The following is a 16643-nucleotide window of genomic DNA, read 5'->3' on the forward strand; positions in this document are numbered from 1 at the left end:
GGCGTCACCGGCGCGCCCCCGCGGCGGCGGATCACCAGACGATCTCGGAGAACGACACGTTGAGGCCCGACCCCACACCCATCAGCAGCACCCGGTCCCCGGCCTCCAGCTCGTCCGCGACGGTGGACAGGGCGAACGGGATGGCCGCCGGGCCGAGGTTGCCGCGCGTCGGGAAGACCAGCGGCACCCGGTCGGCCGGCAGCTGCAGCGCCTGCGAGATGGCACGGGTGTGCACCGTGCTGACCTGGTGCATGACGTACCGCTGCATGCCCTGGTCCCATCCCCAGTCGGCCGCGGACTCGTCCCACAGCTGCAGGGTGAGCTCCAGCCCGGCCTTCATCAGGCCGGTGCTGTCCGTGCTCATGTGCTCCATGGTCCCGACACAGAGCTCGTGGTGCTCGCTGCCCGCGCGGGTCGCCCCGCCCAGGTACCGGTGGCCCTCCGGGTGCGCATCGGCGCGACCCAGCACCATCGCGGCCGCTCCGGAGCCCAGGGTCAGCGACGCGAACTGCTCGAAGACCTCCTTGGCGTTGCCCGTGCTCTCGTGCAACCGCCGGATGGTCGCCTCGTGGATCGGCTGCGCGTCCTCGCCGTTGACGACCAGCGCGTACTCGATCTGGCCGCTCTCCAGCATCGCGGCCGCCAGCTGCATGCCGTTGACGAAGCCCAGGCAAGCGTTGGTGACGTCGAAGTTCTGGCAGGAGCTGGGCAGACCGAGCGCGTGGTGCACCGCGACGGCGGTGCTGGGCTCCAGATACTGCCGGCTGACCGAGGTGTTGATCATCAGGCCGATCTGGCTGGGATGCACGCCGGCCTCGGCGATCGCCTTGGCGCCGGCCATGGCCGCGCCGTCGACGAACGACGTCCCGCGGTTCCACCAGCGGCGCTCGTGGATGCCGGCCAGCCCGCCGAGCATGCCGGGCCGCAGGCCGACGCGCTGGTACACCGGCGCCAGCCGCTCGTCCATCTCCGCGGAGGTCACCACCCGCGGGGCGTCGATGGCACAGACGGCCAGCACGGACGTGTTCGTGTAGCGATGGATCGAGTTACCGGCCATGCCCATCCTGTCTGTCCCGGCTGCGGCGGCACGTCGACGCGACACGCGGCAGTAGGTGCCTCCTGGCCCGACCGGGGGGTCCCCAGGGTCGTCGCGGTTCTGACCACGGTAGCTGCCGCACCTCTGTACCCCGGACGGCCCGGGTTCACGCACCCGGCCGCCCACCGCCCGGTGCGGCCGTGCACATGGCGCCCACCTGCAGCGACGGTGACGCGCCGGCGCCCCGTGTGACGTGCTCGACAGTCGCCCCGAACGGCGCAGCGACGGTCAGTTCCGGGTTCCCGGCATGTCCGTCGGGTTCCCGCCTGCGGTGATGAGCACGACCACGACGACGATTGCGATGATCAGGATGGCGGCGCCGAGCAGGATCCATCGCAACCGGCGACCGCTCGAGCCGGTCTGTCGCTGTGCTGCCATCGGTGGACCTCCTGGTGTGCAGGGACGGGACTGCCGGGACGTCGATTCCCACTACCCCCGATGCGGAATCTCCAGATGAGAGCTGGACTCGGCCTGTTCCAGGCCCGGCGAGTCCCGGTCCGGGGAGGCCTCGGCGTGCATCCGTTCGATGATCTGCGGATGGTGCAGCTCGAAGGCCGGGCGCTCGGACCGGATCCGCGGCAGCGAGGTGAAGTTGTGCCGCGGCGGCGGTGAGCTGGTCGCCCACTCCAGCGAGTTCCCGTAGCCCCACGGGTCGTCGGCGGTGGTGACCTCGCCGTAGCGCAGCGACCGCAGCACGTTCCAGACGAACGGCAGGGTGGATGCGCCCAGCAGGAACGCGCCGATCGTCGAGACGGTGTGCAAGCCGGTGAAGCCGTCGCTGGGCAGGTAGTCGGCGTAGCGGCGCGGCATCCCCATCGTGCCCAACCAGTGCTGCACCAGGAACGTCAGGTGGAACCCCGCGAAGGTGGTCCAGAAGTGCAGTTTGCCCAGTCGCTCGTCCAGGAACCGGCCGGTCATCTTGGGGAACCAGAAGTAGATGCCGGCATAGGTGGCGAACACGATCGTGCCGAACAGCACGTAGTGGAAGTGCGCCACCACGAAGTAGGTGTCCGAGACGTGGAAGTCCAGCGACGGTGCCGCCAGGATGATCCCGGTCAGGCCGCCGAGCAGGAAGGTGACCAGGAAGCCGCAGGCGAAGAGCATCGGTGACTCGAACGTCAGCTGGCCGCGCCACATGCTGCCGATCCAGTTGAAGAACTTCAGGCCGGTCGGCACGGCGATGAGGAACGTCGTCAGGCTGAAGAACGGCAGCAGCACCGCCCCGGTCACGAACATGTGGTGCGCCCACACCACCACCGACAGCGCCGCGATGCTCAACGTGGCGAACACCAGCCCGCGGTAGCCGAACACCGGTTTGCGGGAGAAGACCGGGAAGATCTCGGTGACGATGCCGAAGAACGGCAGCGCGACGATGTAGACCTCGGGGTGGCCGAAGAACCAGAACAGGTGCTGCCACAGGATCGCGCCGCCGTTGGCCGGGTCGAAGACGTGGGCGCCGAAATGCCGGTCCGCCTCCAGGCCCAGCAGTGCTGCGGTCAGGACGGGGAACGCCAGCAGCACCAGGATCGCAGTCACGAAGATGTTCCAGGTGAAGATCGGCATCCGCCACATCGTCATGCCCGGGGCGCGCAGGCAGATCACCGTGGTGATCATGTTGACCCCGCCGAGGATGGTGCCGAGCCCGGACACGACCAGGCCCATCACCCACAGGTCCGCACCGATCTGCGGCGAGTTCACGCTGTCCGACAGCGGCGCGTAGGCGGTCCAGCCGAATTGCGGGCCACCCGTCGGCGTCAGGAACCCGGACGTCGTGACGATGGCCCCGAAGAAGTACAGCCAGTACGCCAGCGAGTTCAGCCGCGGGAACGCGACGTCCGGAGCGCCGATCTGAAGTGGCAGCACGAAGTTGGCGAAGCCGAACAGCACCGGTGTCGCGTACAGCAGCAACATGATCGTGCCGTGCGCGGTGAACAGCTCGTTGTACTGCTCCTGGGACAGGAACTGCAGACCGGGCCTGGCGAGTTCGGCGCGCATCAGCAGCGCCATGAAGCCACCGACGACGAACCAGAAGAACGCGGTGACCAGGTACATCTTCCCGAGCACCTTGGGGTCCGTGGTGCGCAGGTAGTTCAGCAGCACCACGCCGGGACGCGGTCTGCCGACCGGACGGGGCCGGGTCGCGGGACGGGGCAGGACAGCGGTCATGCACACCCTCCTGGCGGCCGGACGGGCTGCTGTTCAACACGGACCGGGCCTTGGCGCTCCGTGGTGACTACCCCGGCGGCGCCGGGGTCAAACCGGCACCGGGGCGGCGCCCGGCACCGTCATGGACGGTCGGCCTCCGCCGTGGTGATCAGCGCCTCGTCCCGGTCCACGGCACCGAACGAGACGTCGTCCGGGAGCGGGCCGGCGAGGGCCCAGTCGGCCGCCACCCGGGCCCGGCGGCGGACCGTCGGCAACGCGTAGAGGTGGTAGCCGCGGGTGACCACCTTGGCCGTCCGGCCCGCCAGGTGCAGGCCCAGCGGCGTCGCGGCGGCGTCGGGACCGCCCAGGTCGACGACCAGGCCGAGGTCGTGGTGGTGGTACGGCCGGGCGCGACCCCTCCCCAGGGAGGCGGCGATGTTCCGCGCGGCGGCGGTCGCCTGGCGCATGGCGTGCTGGGCGGTCGGCGGGCACAGCGGCCGGTGCCCGTCGCGGTCCGGGTCCTTGGTCAGGTCCGGGACGGCGGCGGCGTCGCCGATGGCGAACAGCTCCGGATGTCCGGGCACCGTCAGGTCCGCCCCGACGACGAGCCGGCCCTTGCTGGTGGGCAGTCCGAGCGAGGACACCAGCGGGTTGCCGGTGACGCCGGCGCACCAGACCACCGTCGTGCAGTCGAGCTCGGTGCCGTCGGTCAGGGTGACCCGGTCGGCCGTCACCCGCTGCACCGACGTCTTCAACCGCACGTCGACCCCGCGGCGGCGGAGCAGCTGCAGCGCGTCCTCGCCCAGCCGGGAGCCCAGCTCCGGCATGACCGCCGGCGCCACGTCGACCAGGAACCAGCGCAGCTCGCCGGGCCGGATCCGCGGGTGCAGCGGCAGCAGCTGGCCGGTCATCCGGGCCATCTGGGCGACCAGCTCGGTGCCGGCGTACCCGGCGCCGACCACCACGAAGGTCAACGCGGCGCGGCGGCGGTCGGGATCGTCCATCGCGGACGCGGCCTCGATCCGGCCCAGGACGTGGTCGCGCAGGTACAGCGCCTCGGTGACGGTCTTCAGGCCGATGGCGTGGTCGGCGAGGCCGGGGATGTCCAGCAGCCGGGTGACGCTGCCGGGGGCGAGCAGCAGGCGGTCGTACGGGAGGTCGGCCGTCGACCCGTCGGCGCCCGTGTAGTGCACCTGGCGGGCGTCCAGGTCGACCCCGTCCGCGCGCCCCCGGACGATCCGGGCACGGCCGAGGGTGCCGGTGAGCGGGACGACGGCCGACCTGGGATCGACCGCGCCGACCGCGACGTCCGGCAGCAGCGGCGCGTAGACCATGCCGTCGGTCGCGGACAGCACCGTGACGTCCAGGCCCTGGCGGCGCAGCCGGCGGGCGGCGAAGTAGCCGCCGAATCCCGAGCCGATCACCACGACGCGGCCCGTCCCGCCCGCCGTCGAGCCGTCCTGCGTCGATCCCGCTGCTGACATGGGGCCCACCGTAGGCGCCGGTACCGACAGCCGTAGGTGGTCACGACCGGACCGGCGGCCGGAGCCCGCGCGTAGCGTGGGAAGGCGTGCAGCAGACGATCCCTGGTGATCTCCCCACCACGGTCGGCGCGCTCCGTGCGTCCGGCCACCAGTCGCGTCCCGTCAAGGTCGAACTGCGGGACAACCTCCTCGCCGCCCTGCGGTCCGGTACGGATCCCTGGCCCGGCATCGTCGGCTTCGAGTCGACGGTGCTCCCCCAGCTCGAGCGCGCGCTGATCGCCGGGCACGACGTGGTGCTGCTCGGCGAGCGCGGCCAGGGCAAGACCCGGTTGCTCCGCGGCCTGGTGGGCCTGCTCGACGAGTGGACACCGGTCATCGCCGGCTCGGAGCTCGGTGAGCACCCCTACGAGCCGATCACCCCGCAGTCCGTGCGGCGCGCCGCGGAGCTGGGCGACGACCTGCCGGTGGCGTGGCGGCACCGCAGCGAGCGGTACACCGAGAAGCTCGCCACGCCGGACACCGCCGTCGCCGACCTGATCGGCGACGTCGACCCGACCAAGGTCGCCGAGGGGCGGTCGCTGGGCGATCCGGAGACCATCCACTTCGGGCTGGTACCGCGGGCGCACCGCGGCATCGTGGCCATCAACGAGCTGCCCGACCTGGCCGAGCGGATCCAGGTCGCGCTGCTGAACGTCATGGAGGAGCGCGACATCCAGGTGCGGGGCTACACCCTGCGGCTGCCGCTGGACCTGCTGCTGGTCGCGTCCGCGAACCCCGAGGACTACACCAACCGCGGCCGGATCATCACCCCGCTCAAGGACCGGTTCGGCGCCGAGGTGCGCACGCACTACCCGCTCGCCCTCGACGACGAGGTGGCGGTCATCCGGCAGGAGGCCTCGCTGGCCGCCGCGGTGCCCGACCACCTGCTCGAGGTCCTCGCCCGGTTCACCCGGCTGTTGCGCGAGTCGTCGGCGGTGGACCAGGGCTCGGGAGTCTCGGCGCGGTTCTCGATCGCGGCCGCGGAGACGGTCGCCGCCGCCGCGCTCCGGCGGGCGGCACTGACCGGCGAGAGCCGGCCGACGGCACGGCCTGTCGATCTGGAGTCGGTGATCGGCGTGCTCCGCGGCAAGCTCGAGTTCGCGGCCGGCGAGGAGGGCCGCGAGGACGAGGTCCTCGAGCACCTGCTGCGCCGCGCCACGGCAGAGACGGCACGGGGCCGGCTGCGCGGCATCGACCTCGGCCCGCTGGCCGAGGCGGTGACGCGGCACCCGCTGCGCACCGGGGACCGGGTCACCGCGGACGCCGTGGTGCAGGCCCTGCCCAAGGTCCGCGAGCTGGCCGCGATCGGCCAGCGCCTCGGCGCGGCGGGCACCGAGGACCCGGGGCCGATGGCCGCCGCCGCGGAACTGGCCCTGGAGCTGCTGTTCCTCACCCGGAAGATCACCAAGGAGCCGGACTCGGACACCGACACGGTCAGCTATGGCTGAGTCCGAGTCCCCGGACCGGGGTCCCGCGCCGGCCCCGCGCCGGTCCCGCCCGCGCCGGTACGGCTACTCGTACGGGCCGTACACCGGAGGCCCGGACCCGCTGGCACCACCGGTCGACCTGCGCACCGCCCTGGACCGGATCGGCCAGGACGTGATGGAGGGCAGCTCGCCGCAGCAGGCGTTGCGAGAGCTGTTGCGCCGCGGCATGCCCGGCCGGACCGGGCTCGACGAACTGAGCCGCCGGGTGTGGCAGCAGCGCCGCCGGCTGCAGAAGGACAACCGGCTGGACGGGACGCTGCGCGAGGTCCGCGAGCTGCTCGCCCAGGCGCTGGACGCCGAACGCGACGTGCTCGCCCGGCAGGACTCCGACGACGCCCGGTTCCGGGAGCTGCAGCTGGACGCGCTCCCGTCCGACACCGGCGGCGCGGTGCGGGAACTCGGGTCGTACGACTGGCAGTCGTCCGACGCCCGGCAGGCTTTCGAGCAGATCCGGGACCTGCTCGGCCGCGAGATGCTCGACCAGCGCTTCGCGGGCATGAAGCAGGCCATGCAGCAGGCGACCCCGGAGGACGTCGCGCGCATCCGCGAGATGCTCGACGACCTCAACCAGCTGCTCTCCGACCACGCCGAGGGCACCGACACACCGGAGCAGTTCGCGCAGTTCATGCGCCAGCACGGCCAATTCTTCCCCGAGAACCCCGGCGGTGTCGACGAACTCGTCGATGTGCTGGCCGCCCGGTCGGCCGCGGCGCAACGGATGATGGCGTCGATGACGCCCGAACAGCGCGCCGAGCTGATGGAGCTCTCGCAGCAGGCGTTCGGTGATCCGCGGCTGTCGCAGGCGCTCTCGCAGCTGGACGGCCACCTGCGCGGACTGCGCCCGGGCGAGGACTGGGACGGCTCGTCCCGGTTCAGCGGCGACAACCCGATGGGACTCGGCGAGGGCACCCGCGCCCTCGAGCAGCTGGGCCGGCTGGACGCGTTGTCCGAGCAGCTCGCCCAGTCCCATCCCGGTGCCCGGCTGGACGACATCGACCTGGACGCGCTGGAGGCCGAGCTGGGACCGCAGGCGCGGATCGACGCGCGGCAGCTCGCGGAGCTCGAGCGGCAGCTGCGGGACCGGGGTTTCCTGGAGCGCGGGGAGGACGGGTCGCTCCGGCTGTCGCCCCGCGCGCTGCGGCGGCTGGGCGAGTCGGCGCTGCGCGACGTGGCGGACCGGGTGGCCGCCCGGACCGGCGAGCGCGACACCCGGCGCTCGGGCGCCGCCGGCGACCCGACGGGCGCCACCCGCCCGTGGGCCTTCGGCGACACCGAGTCCTGGAGCGTCCCGCGGACCCTGCTCAACGCGCAGCTGCGCCGCGCCGGCGGCGACACCCATCGTCTCGACGTGTCGGACGTGGAGGTCGTGGAGACGGAGCAGCGGACCCGGGCCGTGGTGGCGCTGTGCGTCGACACGTCGTGGTCGATGGTGCAGGACGGCCGCTGGGTGCCGATGAAGCGGACGGCACTGGCCCTGCATCAGCTCATCTCGACCCGATTTCGCGGAGATGCGCTGCAGCTCATCACGTTCGGCCGGCACGCGGAGAAGGTCGAGCTGGCCGAACTGGTGGGACTGGAGGGCGCCTACGTCCAGGGCACCAACCTGCACCACGCCCTGCTGCTGGCCGGCGAGCACCTCCGGCGACACCCCGACGCGGAGCCGGTCGTCCTGGTGGTCACCGACGGCGAGCCGACGGCACACCTGGAACCGGACGGCACGCCGGAGTTCCACTACCCGCCCGAGCCGGAGACGTTGCGGGCCACCGTGTCCGAGCTCGACCGGCTGTCCGCCCGGCGGGCGTCGATCAGCTTCTTCGTCCTCGGCGACGACCCGCGGCTGGCGATCTTCATGGACCGCCTGGCCCGCCGTTGCGGCGGCAGGGTGGTCGTCCCGGACCTGGACGGTCTGGGCGCCGAGGTCGTCGCCGACTACCTGCGCACGCGACGCAAGGCCTGACGCGGCGGTCCCCGCGGCACGACGGCCCTCACGAGACCGATTCGGTGAGTCGTCAGCCGGTCCAGCAGCGGCGGTGGCTCCCCGGGCGGTGCCCGGCGGCTCGCTGCGGTCGCGGTGTCCCGCCGGCGTCGAGGTCTCGGCGCTCCGTCCGCGTCACGGACCCGGACAGCGCCGACGGCAGAGCTTCCGTCGCCGCCGGCATCGCGCTAAGCTCGAACACATGTTCGAGTCGATCAAGAGACGTCGCTGCCACGACGCGGCCGACTCACTTCTTGTCGAGCGCACCCGGCTGGTGCACCGCGTCCCGACCCGACTTGTCGCTCTCCACCAGGTACTGCGGATGGTCCTTGTCTGCCCGCACGGTGCGGCCCGCCTCCTCGGTGTCCTTGGTGATCTCCTTCTTCACCGTGCCCTCGACGGTGCTGCCGTGGCTGCTCCACGTCACCTTGTCGCCCTTGTGGAACTCGTCGTCCGCCATCGGTCCGCTCCTCTCCGGGATCCGGCCGGGGATCCGCCCGGCCGGTGGCGCGCGCGCCACGAGGCAGGTTCCCCGGACGTCCGGGCCGACACCGGCGCGGGGCGGCCCGTCCGCGGCTGTCGGCGACTCAGCAGTTGCAGTCGCACCCGTCGCAGCAATCGCAGCAGTTGCAGCAGTCGCCGCACCCGCTGCAGTCGTCGCACCCGCTGCAGCCGCTGCAACCCGCGTCGTGCCGGCGATCGGTGCACGGGTTCACGTGCGACGCGCAGCAGGCGTAGCCGGTGCAGTAGACCCCGATCCAGGGCAGGATGCGCGCGACGAAGCTCCGCGGCGAGCGGTAGCCGGGGTCACCGGGGCCCGGGATCGTCACCGGTCCGGGTGCGTCGGGATCCGCAGGCGGCGCGGCGTCCGGGTCGGTGTCCGGTGCGGCGTCGGGGCCTGTCCCGGGCGCGCCCGGGTCGGCGGGCGTCTCCGGCGGGGCGGTGTCGGTCGGCCGGACGGGGCACGCCGCGGTCCGCTCGGAAGGGTCCGGAAAGGCCCGGTGCACGGCCGCGTGGACGGAGTCGACCAGCAGGGCACGGACCAGCCGGTCGTCCTCGAGCTGCACCCGGGCGAGCTCGGCCCGGATGCGCCGGGCGAGGTGGAAGCACCGGCGTCGAACGACATCCAGCCCGACGCCGGTGGCGAGCACGGGGTTCCAGTCGCCGGCCGTGCGATCGCGGTCCAGGTCCGTGACGGCGTCGAGCAGGTGGGCCAGCTCCCCGAAGGCCCGCCCGGCCTGCTCGAGAGGCTCGGCGTTGGCGGGCACACCGGCCACGGTCGCGGCGGCGGAGAACACCCGGCCCGCGGCTTCGGCGGCGGATCGGGTGACCGTGGCGAGGGCGTCGCCGGGCTCGACCGCCCGCTCGACAGCGCCCTGGTTGGCCAGGTCCTCCAGCATGTCGACCGCGCGCAGGACGTCGGCCATGTCGGTGTCGGCGAGCGCCTTGCGCCGCAGCGGGCCGGCGAGCCGGTCCGCCGCGCGGTACCGCCACGGAGCCGCCGCCGCCAGGCCCAGCCGCTGCTCCGCGACGACGTCCGCCGCCTTGGCAGCGGCGAGGGTCAACGATGTGGTGGCGGCCAGCCGGCTGGCCGCGTCGTCCGGGGCGACGACCGCGGCGCGCTGCATGCCCCGCAGAGCACACGGTCCCGCCGTGACGCGGCGGGCCGGCCCAGGGATCTGCGCCTCGACGAGCACCGAGACCAGGACGGCGTCGGTGTTGGTCACGGCGCGGGACAGCTGGCCGGAACGGTCGCGCAGCGTCAGGCACAGGCCGCACAGATGCGCCTGCCAGGTGCGCAGCAGCTCGTCGTCGAGCGTGTTCCGACAGGCGTGCACCATCCCGAACATGACGGGCATCCCAACACACCGCCGGTGTCCGGTGGGCCCGTTTCGTCACCCAGGTGCCGGTGGCCGTCCGGGGTCGGCCGCGCCCGCTCGGGCGAATCCCGGGCCTCCGCGCGGCCAGGTCCTTGCCTCCGGACCCGGCGGCCGTTGGTATGGACGGACGTCCGCCGCGGCCAGAGAGGTCCCTGCCATGCACCGTCCGACCGGTCGAACACTGCGCTGCCTGGTGCTGCTCCTGGCGGTGACCGCCGGGCTGACGGTCGTCGCGCCACCGGCCGGGGCGGCGGCGGCCGAGTTGCCCCCGACGCCGGCGGCGCGCGTCGCCGCCGGTCCGCACGCCCTCCCGGCAGCCGTGCCGAGCCCGGCGCCCGCCGCCTCGTCCCAACTCGTCACCGTCAACGCGGCGGCCGCGGGTTCGTCGTACGCGACGCTGTCGGCGTGGCAGCGGAACGGGGACGGCACCTGGACCCGGCGCTTCGGGCCGGTTGCCGCCCGGGTCGGCGGGGCAGGCATCGGGCGGGCCAGCGAAGGGTCCGAACTCACCCCGGGCGGGGTCTTCCCACTGACCGTCGCCTTCGGACGACTCCCGGATCCCGGGACCCGGATGGACTACTTCCGCACGGATCCGCTGGACTGGTGGGACGAGAACCCCGCATCGCCGACCTACAACCTGCACGTACGCCGGGACACCTCTCCCGGGGGCGCCAGCGAGAACCTGTACTACTCCGGATCGGCCTACAACTACGCCGTCAACATCGGCTACAACCTGGCCAGGACACCGGGCGCCGGCTCGGCGTTCTTCCTGCACGTGAACACCGGAACCTCGACAGCCGGGTGCGTGTCCATCGACCAGGGCACCCTTGCCGGCATCCTGCGGTGGCTGGACCCGGCGCAGCACCCGTACATCGACATCCGGGTCGGCGCCGCCGTGGTCCCCGCCATGTCCGACCGCCAGGCGACGTCGGTCGTGTACCGGTTGTACCGAGGCATCCTGCGCCGGGATCCGAACCCGGCGGCACTGGCGACGTACCGCCGGCAGCTGACCACGAACGCCATCCGCACCTCGACCATCGCCGGACGACTGGCGACCGCGCCGGAGCGGACGACGAACCTGGTCACCGCGGCCTACCGGGCCTGCCTCCAGCGGCCGCCGACCGCGGGCGAGAGATCGGTGCGGACGGTGCGGTTGAACCGTGGCGGCACCCTGGCGGACCTCTACACACAGGTGTGCGGTTCGCGGGAGGCGCTGACCCGGGCGGGGTCGCCCGGAGCGTGGGTGTCGCTGGTCTCCCGGTTCCTGCTCGGTCGGGCACCGGGCCGGGACCTCGCCGCCTGGGTCGCCCGCGCCCGGACCACCGGTGTGGCCGCCACCGTGCGGTACCTGGTCGGCGGCACGGAGTTCGGCGTCCTGCGGGCGCAGGGTCTGTTCCACGCGGTGCTCGGGCGCGGGGCCTCGCACGGGGAGGCGGTGCACTTCGGCCGGTCCATGCCGGCGCGGGGCACCTTCACCCTGCCGCCGACGCTGGCGGCCGGACGGGAGTTCTTCCTCGTCGCGCAGGGCTGAGGCGCGGTCACGGACGCCGGCGGGGATCGGATGCACTGCGTGGCGGCGGGCGTCCGCCGCCCGCGACCTGCCCGCTCCAGCTGCCGTCCGCGGGCCGCCACCCGCCCGCCAGAGCGGGACCGGCGGGCGGCGGCCGTCGCCCGTGTGGCAGCGTGACACCGGCGTCGCCCGCGTACCGACCGTTCGACCATGAGCGGACAGGAGTCTGTGCATGACCGAGCCCGCCGTCGCCCGGGGCTGGCAGCTGGTCCGCCGCCCCGTGGGCGTCCCCCGGCCGGAGGACTTCCACCTCGCCGAGGTGGACGTCCCCGAGCTGCCGGACGGCGAGGTCCGCGTCCGCAATGCCTTCCTGTCGGTGGACCCCTACATGCGGGGCCGGATGAACGACGCCCGGTCCTACGCCCCGCCGTACGCACTCGGCGAGGTGATGACCGGCGGAGCGGTGGGCCGGGTCGTCGCGTCGCGGGACGACCGCCTCCCGGAGGGCACCACCGTGCTGCACGACCGCGGGTGGCGGGACGTCGCCCAGGGGCCGGCCCGGCTGTTCCGGCCGGTGGTGACGCCGGCCGGGCTGCGCGACTCGGTGCACCTGGGTCCGCTCGGCATGGTGGGCCTGACTGCCTGGGCCGGCCTGGTCGAGGTGGCCGGCATGCGCACCGGCGACGTCGTGTTCGTCTCCGGCGCCGCCGGCGCGGTCGGTTCGCTGGCCGGCCAGATCGCCCGGCTGCGCGGCGCCGGCAAGGTCATCGGCTCGGCGGGCAGCGACCACAAGGTCGACGTGCTGGTCGAGCGGTACGGGTTCGACGCCGCCTTCAACTACCACGCCGCCCCGGTGCGCGACCAGCTGCGCCAGGTGGCCCCGGACGGCATCGACGTCTACTTCGACAACGTCGGCGGCGACCACCTCGAGGCGGCCATCGACGCGTTCCGGGAGTTCGGCCGGGCCGCCGTCTGCGGGGCCGTCTCGTCGTACAACGCGACCGAGCCGCCGGCCGCCCCACGCAACCTGTCCGCGATCATCGGCAAGGGCGTCACGCTGCGCGGTTTCCTCGTGGTGCAGCACCAGTCCTCCGCCGCCCGCGCCGCCGCGGAGATCGGCGGATGGTTGACCGACGGCCGGCTCGTGGCGGACGAGACCGTCGTCCGCGGCCTGCCCCGGGCGGTCGAGGCGTTCCTGGACATGCTCGGAGGCGCGAACACCGGGAAGATGCTCGTCGCCCTGTGACGGCCGACGATCCCGACCCGGTGCTGTCGGACGTCGCGGCGGCCGCCGGCATCGGCGCCCGCGGCGACCGCGCGTCTGCAGCGCGGCTGCTCGACGGGCTCTGGCAGCGGATCGGCGGCGTGGCCGGAGACCCGCTGCGCCGGTGCGCCGTCGCGCACGCGTTGGCCGACGTGCAGGACGACCCGCGCCTGGCCCTGCAGTGGGACCTGCGCGCACTCGCGGCGGGGTCCCTCGTCGACGACGACGGCGCCGCGGCCGCGGGACTGGCCGGATCCGCGGCCGCCCTGCTGCCCTCGCTGCACCTGAACGTCGCCGACGGCTACTTCAGGACCGGCGACGTCCCGGCCGCGCTCCGGCACGTCGCGGCCGGCCTCGCGGCGCTGCCGATGCTCCCCGACGACGGCTACGCCGCCATGGTCCGCGAGGGGCTGCTCCGGGTCGGCGAGGAGGCCGACCCGGACCACGGCCGGACGGCCCGCGACGACAGCGGCCCCGGACGGCCCACCGTCCCGCCCGGCTAGCCTGGCGGGGCAGGCGGGCCACCGGCAGTGCCTGGCAGCCGCACCCGACCACCAGCGACGACCCCGACACTGCAGGAGGTCCGGACATGACCGCAGACGCCACCACCGGGTCGGCCGCCGCCGCCGGCACGTTCCGGCTCGGCGACCGGACCGTGAACCGCATGGGCTACGGTGCGATGCGGCTGTCCGGCCCGAACATCATGGGACCGCCGCGGGACCACGACGAGGCCGTCGCCGTCCTGCGCACGGCGGTCGAGCTGGGCGTCAACCACATCGACACCAGCGACTACTACGGCCCCTACACGGTCAACGCGCTGATCCGCGAGGCGCTGCACCCGTACCCCGACGACCTGGTGCTCGTCACCAAGGTCGGCGCCCGCCGCACCCCGGACGGCGGCTGGCCGCCGGCGATGTCCCGGCAGGAGCTGACCGGCGCGATCCACGAGAACATCGACCACCTCGGCGTGCAGGCGATGGACGTGGTGAACCTGCGCATGTCCGGCCCCGGCGGGGCCCTGTTCACCGAAGGGTCGCTCGCCGAGCCGTTCACCGTGCTGCTGGACCTGCAGCAGCAGGGACTCGTCCGGCACATCGGGGTCAGCAACGTCGGCCCCGGCCCGCTGGCCGAGGCCCGGTCGCTCGGTCCGGTGGTGTGCGTGCAGAACGCCTACAACGTCGTCGACCGCGGCGACGACCCGCTGGTCGACCGGTGCACCGCGGACGGCCTGGCCTTCGTCCCCTTCTTTCCGCTCGGCGGCTTCGCCCCGCTCCAGGCGGACCGGTTCAGCGCTCTCGCCGGCGAGGCCGGACTGACGACCATGCAGCTGGCACTGGCCTGGCTGCTGGCGCGCTCGCCGGCGATCCTGACCATCCCGGGCACGTCGAGCGTCGCGCACCTGCGGGAGAACGTCGCGGCGGCCGGCGTCCGGCTGTCGGAGGGAGACCTCGCCCAGCTGGACGCGCTGGCCACCGCGTAGCGCCGCGGCCCGGGCCGGCACCACGACCGGGACACCGGGTGGGTACCCGGGCCGCCCGGAGCGAGCCGGGGTCAGGCGGTGGCCGGCGCGGACCCCGTGCCGCCCTGCTCTCCGCCGGAGCCGGCCCCGCCGCTGCCGTCACCGCCACCACTGCCACGACTGCCGGGCAATTGGCCGCCCGGCAGTTCGCCGCCCGGCAGTGGGCGACCGCCGACTGCGCCGGTCCCGGAGCCGTCGGCGGTGAACACCGCCGTCAGGGTCACCGTCGAGCCCTGCACCGTGCCCAGGACCAGCACCGACGTGCCGGTGCTGACGCCCGAGACGTCGACCCCGTTCGGCACCGCGTACGTCGAGACGTACCCGTCGGTGCTCCTCACGGTCAGCGAGCCGGATCCGACAGCGGTCACCGCACCGCGCTGCAGCCGCTCGGTGACCGTCGAGGACCCGGACGACACCACGACGTCCCCGTGCAGCGCGCCGGCCAGCAATGCCATGGCGCCGCCCCGACCGGCCGCGCCGCGACCGACGGCCCCGGTGTCCGAGGCGCCGTCGGGCGCGGAGCCGTACCCGCCGAGCCCGCCGCCACCAGGCCCGCCGAAGCCACCTGGCCCGCCTGCCGCCTGCGTCTGCGCGGAACCGGTGGACGCGCTCGCCGCGGAGATCGCGACGGTGCCGCCGACGGCCACCACGGCGGCCACGCCGACGGCGGTCAAGGTCTTGGCGGTGGCGGACATCCGGCGCCGACCCGTCGCCGAGGTCGCCGGGTCCGTCCAGCCCGCCGGCGCACCGGCACCTGGCCACGCGTCCGGTGGCACCGACCCACCCGCGGCTCCCGGGGCGCCGGCGGGGGGATCGGATCCGGGGACGGCAGCGCCACCGACCGCGGGCGCCACCGGCGGGCGCGGGGGGACGCCCCAGACGGGGCCGGGGTCGTCGGGTGCAGCGGTGGACCGGTCGTCGGGCGAATGGTCGGACATGTGCAGGACCCTTTCGGTGGGGCGGACCGTCGGCGGATGAGCCGCCGGGATCGGGGAACCGTCGGTGTGCAGTACGGGCGCCGCGGCGACAGCCGCCGGCTCCGGTGCGGGCGTCCGGCCACCCCGCCGCGAGGGGAGACGAGGTGGCCGGAGCCGCGCCGGTGGCGGGACGTCGCCGAGCGCAAGGCCGACAGTGGCGGCGGCACCTGTACCACCGCTGTGACCGCGGACGGCGCCCGATGTGCACGGCCGGTCCCCCACCAGGCACAGCTTCCGCACAGCCCGGTCCTTGGCACGGCACACAGCGGGCGCTCAGGATCTGCCCGTGACCACGAGCGCGCCCTTCGCCGGCTTCCAACCGCAGGTCGACCCGAACCGGGAACTGCTCCGCGGGCCGGAGGGCCGCCCGATCAAGGTGCTCGTCGTCGACGACGAGCAGACCCTGGCCGAGCTGCTCGCGCTGGCGCTGCGCTACGAGGGCTGGGAGGTGCGCACGGCCGGGGACGGCGCGGCGGCGGTCACCGCGGCCCGGGAGCTGCGGCCGGACCTCGTCGTGCTCGACGTCATGCTCCCCGACATGGACGGCCTCGAGGTGCTGCGCCGGCTGCGCAACGAGTTCGAGCGCACCCCGGTGCTGTTCCTCACCGCCAAGGACGCGGTCGAGGACCGCATCGCCGGGCTCACCGCCGGCGGCGACGACTACGTCACCAAGCCGTTCTCCATCGAGGAACTGGTGCTGCGGCTGCGGGCGCTGCTGCGCCGCTCGCACGTGGCGCTGACCTCGGACAGCTCGCTGCTGACGGTCGGCGACCTGAGCCTGGACGAGGACAGCCGCGAGGTGCACCGGGGCGGCACGCTGATCCCGCTCACCGCCACCGAGTTCGAGCTGCTGCGCTTCCTGATGCGCAACGCCAAGCGCGTGCTGTCCAAGGCGCAGATCCTGGACCGCGTGTGGAACTACGACTTCGGCGGCCAGGCCAACATCGTCGAGCTGTACATCTCCTACCTGCGCAAGAAGATCGACGCGGGCCGACCGCCGATGATCCACACGATGCGCGGCTTCGGCTATGTCCTCAAACCCGCGACCTGACACGGCGGATCCCGCGGGGGGGCCGCGCCGGGCGGTGCCGGTCGTGCCGGTCGTGCCGGTCGTGCCGGTCGGGCCGCCGGACCCGGGACGGGACCAGGCGGGACGAGGCCCCGACCCGGCCGCCCCGACGGATCCCGCCGGCGTCACCGGGACCGGTCCGGAGCAGGGCGCGCCGCCGCCGCAGCGCCGGCCGTGGACGCTGCGCACCAAGCTGAT

14 protein-coding genes are annotated in these 16643 nt (G+C 73.8%); 7 read left to right on the forward strand and 7 right to left on the reverse strand.

From position 1 onward, the window contains the following. Positions 1 to 31 precede the first annotated feature (31 nt). From IEY37_RS02450 to IEY37_RS02465, 4 genes are all read right to left on the reverse strand, one after another. A complete protein-coding gene (locus IEY37_RS02450) occupies positions 32 to 1057 on the reverse strand; it encodes a 3-oxoacyl-ACP synthase III (protein ID WP_188939878.1) in 1026 nt (341 codons plus the stop codon). A gap of 267 nt (positions 1058 to 1324) precedes the next feature. Further along, entirely contained in the window at positions 1325 to 1474 is a 150-nt protein-coding gene (locus IEY37_RS02455) for a hypothetical protein (RefSeq protein ID WP_188939879.1), read from the reverse strand. Between the two features lie 51 nt (positions 1475 to 1525). Then, positions 1526 to 3262 (reverse strand): aa3-type cytochrome oxidase subunit I, encoded by a 1737-nt coding sequence (gene ctaD / locus IEY37_RS02460; RefSeq protein WP_188939880.1) that lies wholly within the window; start codon positions 3260 to 3262, stop codon positions 1526 to 1528. Between the two features lie 119 nt (positions 3263 to 3381). Further along, positions 3382 to 4725, reverse strand: a complete 1344-nt coding sequence (locus IEY37_RS02465; protein WP_188939881.1) for an NAD(P)/FAD-dependent oxidoreductase — start codon at positions 4723 to 4725, stop codon at positions 3382 to 3384. Between the two features lie 86 nt (positions 4726 to 4811). On the opposite strand from IEY37_RS02465, the gene IEY37_RS02470 reads away from it, so the two are divergent. Beyond that, positions 4812 to 6212, forward strand: coding sequence for a sigma 54-interacting transcriptional regulator (locus tag IEY37_RS02470; protein WP_188939882.1), 1401 nt, complete (start codon positions 4812 to 4814; stop codon positions 6210 to 6212). Further along, positions 6205 to 8208 carry a vWA domain-containing protein gene (locus tag IEY37_RS02475; protein WP_229673615.1) on the forward strand — a complete coding sequence of 668 codons (2004 nt, stop codon included), beginning with the start codon at positions 6205 to 6207 and terminating at the stop codon, positions 8206 to 8208. Before IEY37_RS02470 ends, IEY37_RS02475 begins: the two co-directional genes overlap by 8 nt. Positions 8209 to 8473: 265 nt before the next feature. Here IEY37_RS02475 and IEY37_RS02480 read toward each other — a convergent pair whose 3' ends face one another. Together IEY37_RS02480 and IEY37_RS02485 are read right to left on the reverse strand one after the other, a co-directional pair. After that, positions 8474 to 8686 carry a hypervirulence associated TUDOR domain-containing protein gene (locus tag IEY37_RS02480; RefSeq protein WP_188939883.1) on the reverse strand — a complete coding sequence of 71 codons (213 nt, stop codon included), beginning with the start codon at positions 8684 to 8686 and terminating at the stop codon, positions 8474 to 8476. 127 nt (positions 8687 to 8813) lie between these two features. Continuing rightward, positions 8814 to 10085: a DUF5685 family protein gene (locus IEY37_RS02485; RefSeq protein ID WP_229673617.1), complete on the reverse strand. Its 1272-nt coding sequence runs from the start codon at positions 10083 to 10085 to the stop codon at positions 8814 to 8816. A 178-nt stretch (positions 10086 to 10263) separates the two neighbouring features. Between IEY37_RS02485 and IEY37_RS02490 the strand changes: the two genes are divergently transcribed. The 4 genes from IEY37_RS02490 to IEY37_RS02505 all read left to right on the forward strand — a co-directional run bounded on the left by IEY37_RS02490 (position 10264) and on the right by IEY37_RS02505 (position 14360). Next, positions 10264 to 11637, forward strand: a complete 1374-nt coding sequence (locus IEY37_RS02490) for a L,D-transpeptidase family protein (protein ID WP_188939884.1) — start codon at positions 10264 to 10266, stop codon at positions 11635 to 11637. Between the two features lie 211 nt (positions 11638 to 11848). Continuing rightward, the gene (locus IEY37_RS02495; RefSeq protein ID WP_188939885.1) at positions 11849 to 12862 is read left to right on the forward strand and encodes an NADP-dependent oxidoreductase; all 1014 of its coding nucleotides are present in this window, start codon (positions 11849 to 11851) and stop codon (positions 12860 to 12862) included. Then, complete coding sequence (locus tag IEY37_RS02500; protein WP_188939886.1) at positions 12859 to 13383, forward strand: hypothetical protein; 525 nt, start codon at positions 12859 to 12861, stop codon at positions 13381 to 13383. Before IEY37_RS02495 ends, IEY37_RS02500 begins: the two co-directional genes overlap by 4 nt. A gap of 86 nt (positions 13384 to 13469) precedes the next feature. Further along, positions 13470 to 14360 (forward strand): oxidoreductase, encoded by an 891-nt coding sequence (locus IEY37_RS02505; RefSeq protein WP_188939887.1) that lies wholly within the window; start codon positions 13470 to 13472, stop codon positions 14358 to 14360. A gap of 71 nt (positions 14361 to 14431) precedes the next feature. Here IEY37_RS02505 and IEY37_RS02510 read toward each other — a convergent pair whose 3' ends face one another. Continuing rightward, complete coding sequence (locus tag IEY37_RS02510; protein WP_188939888.1) at positions 14432 to 15094, reverse strand: hypothetical protein; 663 nt, start codon at positions 15092 to 15094, stop codon at positions 14432 to 14434. A 625-nt stretch (positions 15095 to 15719) separates the two neighbouring features. On the opposite strand from IEY37_RS02510, the gene IEY37_RS02515 reads away from it, so the two are divergent. Continuing rightward, a complete protein-coding gene (locus IEY37_RS02515; protein ID WP_188940169.1) occupies positions 15720 to 16427 on the forward strand; it encodes a response regulator transcription factor in 708 nt (235 codons plus the stop codon). Positions 16428 to 16643 lie beyond the last annotated feature (216 nt).

The sequence above is a fragment of the Nakamurella endophytica genome (assembly GCF_014646215.1).
Classification (GTDB): domain Bacteria; phylum Actinomycetota; class Actinomycetes; order Mycobacteriales; family Nakamurellaceae; genus Nakamurella; species Nakamurella endophytica.

Coding starts and splice junctions, on each gene's coding strand:
- IEY37_RS02450 (WP_188939878.1), bottom strand. CDS start 1,057: ATGGCCGGTAACTCGATCCATCGCTACACGAACACGTCCGTGCTGGCC.
- IEY37_RS02455 (WP_188939879.1), bottom strand. CDS start 1,474: ATGGCAGCACAGCGACAGACCGGCTCGAGCGGTCGCCGGTTGCGATGG.
- ctaD (WP_188939880.1), bottom strand. CDS start 3,262: ATGACCGCTGTCCTGCCCCGTCCCGCGACCCGGCCCCGTCCGGTCGGC.
- IEY37_RS02465 (WP_188939881.1), bottom strand. CDS start 4,725: ATGTCAGCAGCGGGATCGACGCAGGACGGCTCGACGGCGGGCGGGACG.
- IEY37_RS02475 (WP_229673615.1), top strand. CDS start 6,205: ATGGCTGAGTCCGAGTCCCCGGACCGGGGTCCCGCGCCGGCCCCGCGC.
- IEY37_RS02480 (WP_188939883.1), bottom strand. CDS start 8,686: ATGGCGGACGACGAGTTCCACAAGGGCGACAAGGTGACGTGGAGCAGC.
- IEY37_RS02485 (WP_229673617.1), bottom strand. CDS start 10,085: ATGCCCGTCATGTTCGGGATGGTGCACGCCTGTCGGAACACGCTCGAC.
- IEY37_RS02490 (WP_188939884.1), top strand. CDS start 10,264: ATGCACCGTCCGACCGGTCGAACACTGCGCTGCCTGGTGCTGCTCCTG.
- IEY37_RS02495 (WP_188939885.1), top strand. CDS start 11,849: ATGACCGAGCCCGCCGTCGCCCGGGGCTGGCAGCTGGTCCGCCGCCCC.
- IEY37_RS02505 (WP_188939887.1), top strand. CDS start 13,470: ATGACCGCAGACGCCACCACCGGGTCGGCCGCCGCCGCCGGCACGTTC.
- IEY37_RS02510 (WP_188939888.1), bottom strand. CDS start 15,094: ATGTCCGCCACCGCCAAGACCTTGACCGCCGTCGGCGTGGCCGCCGTG.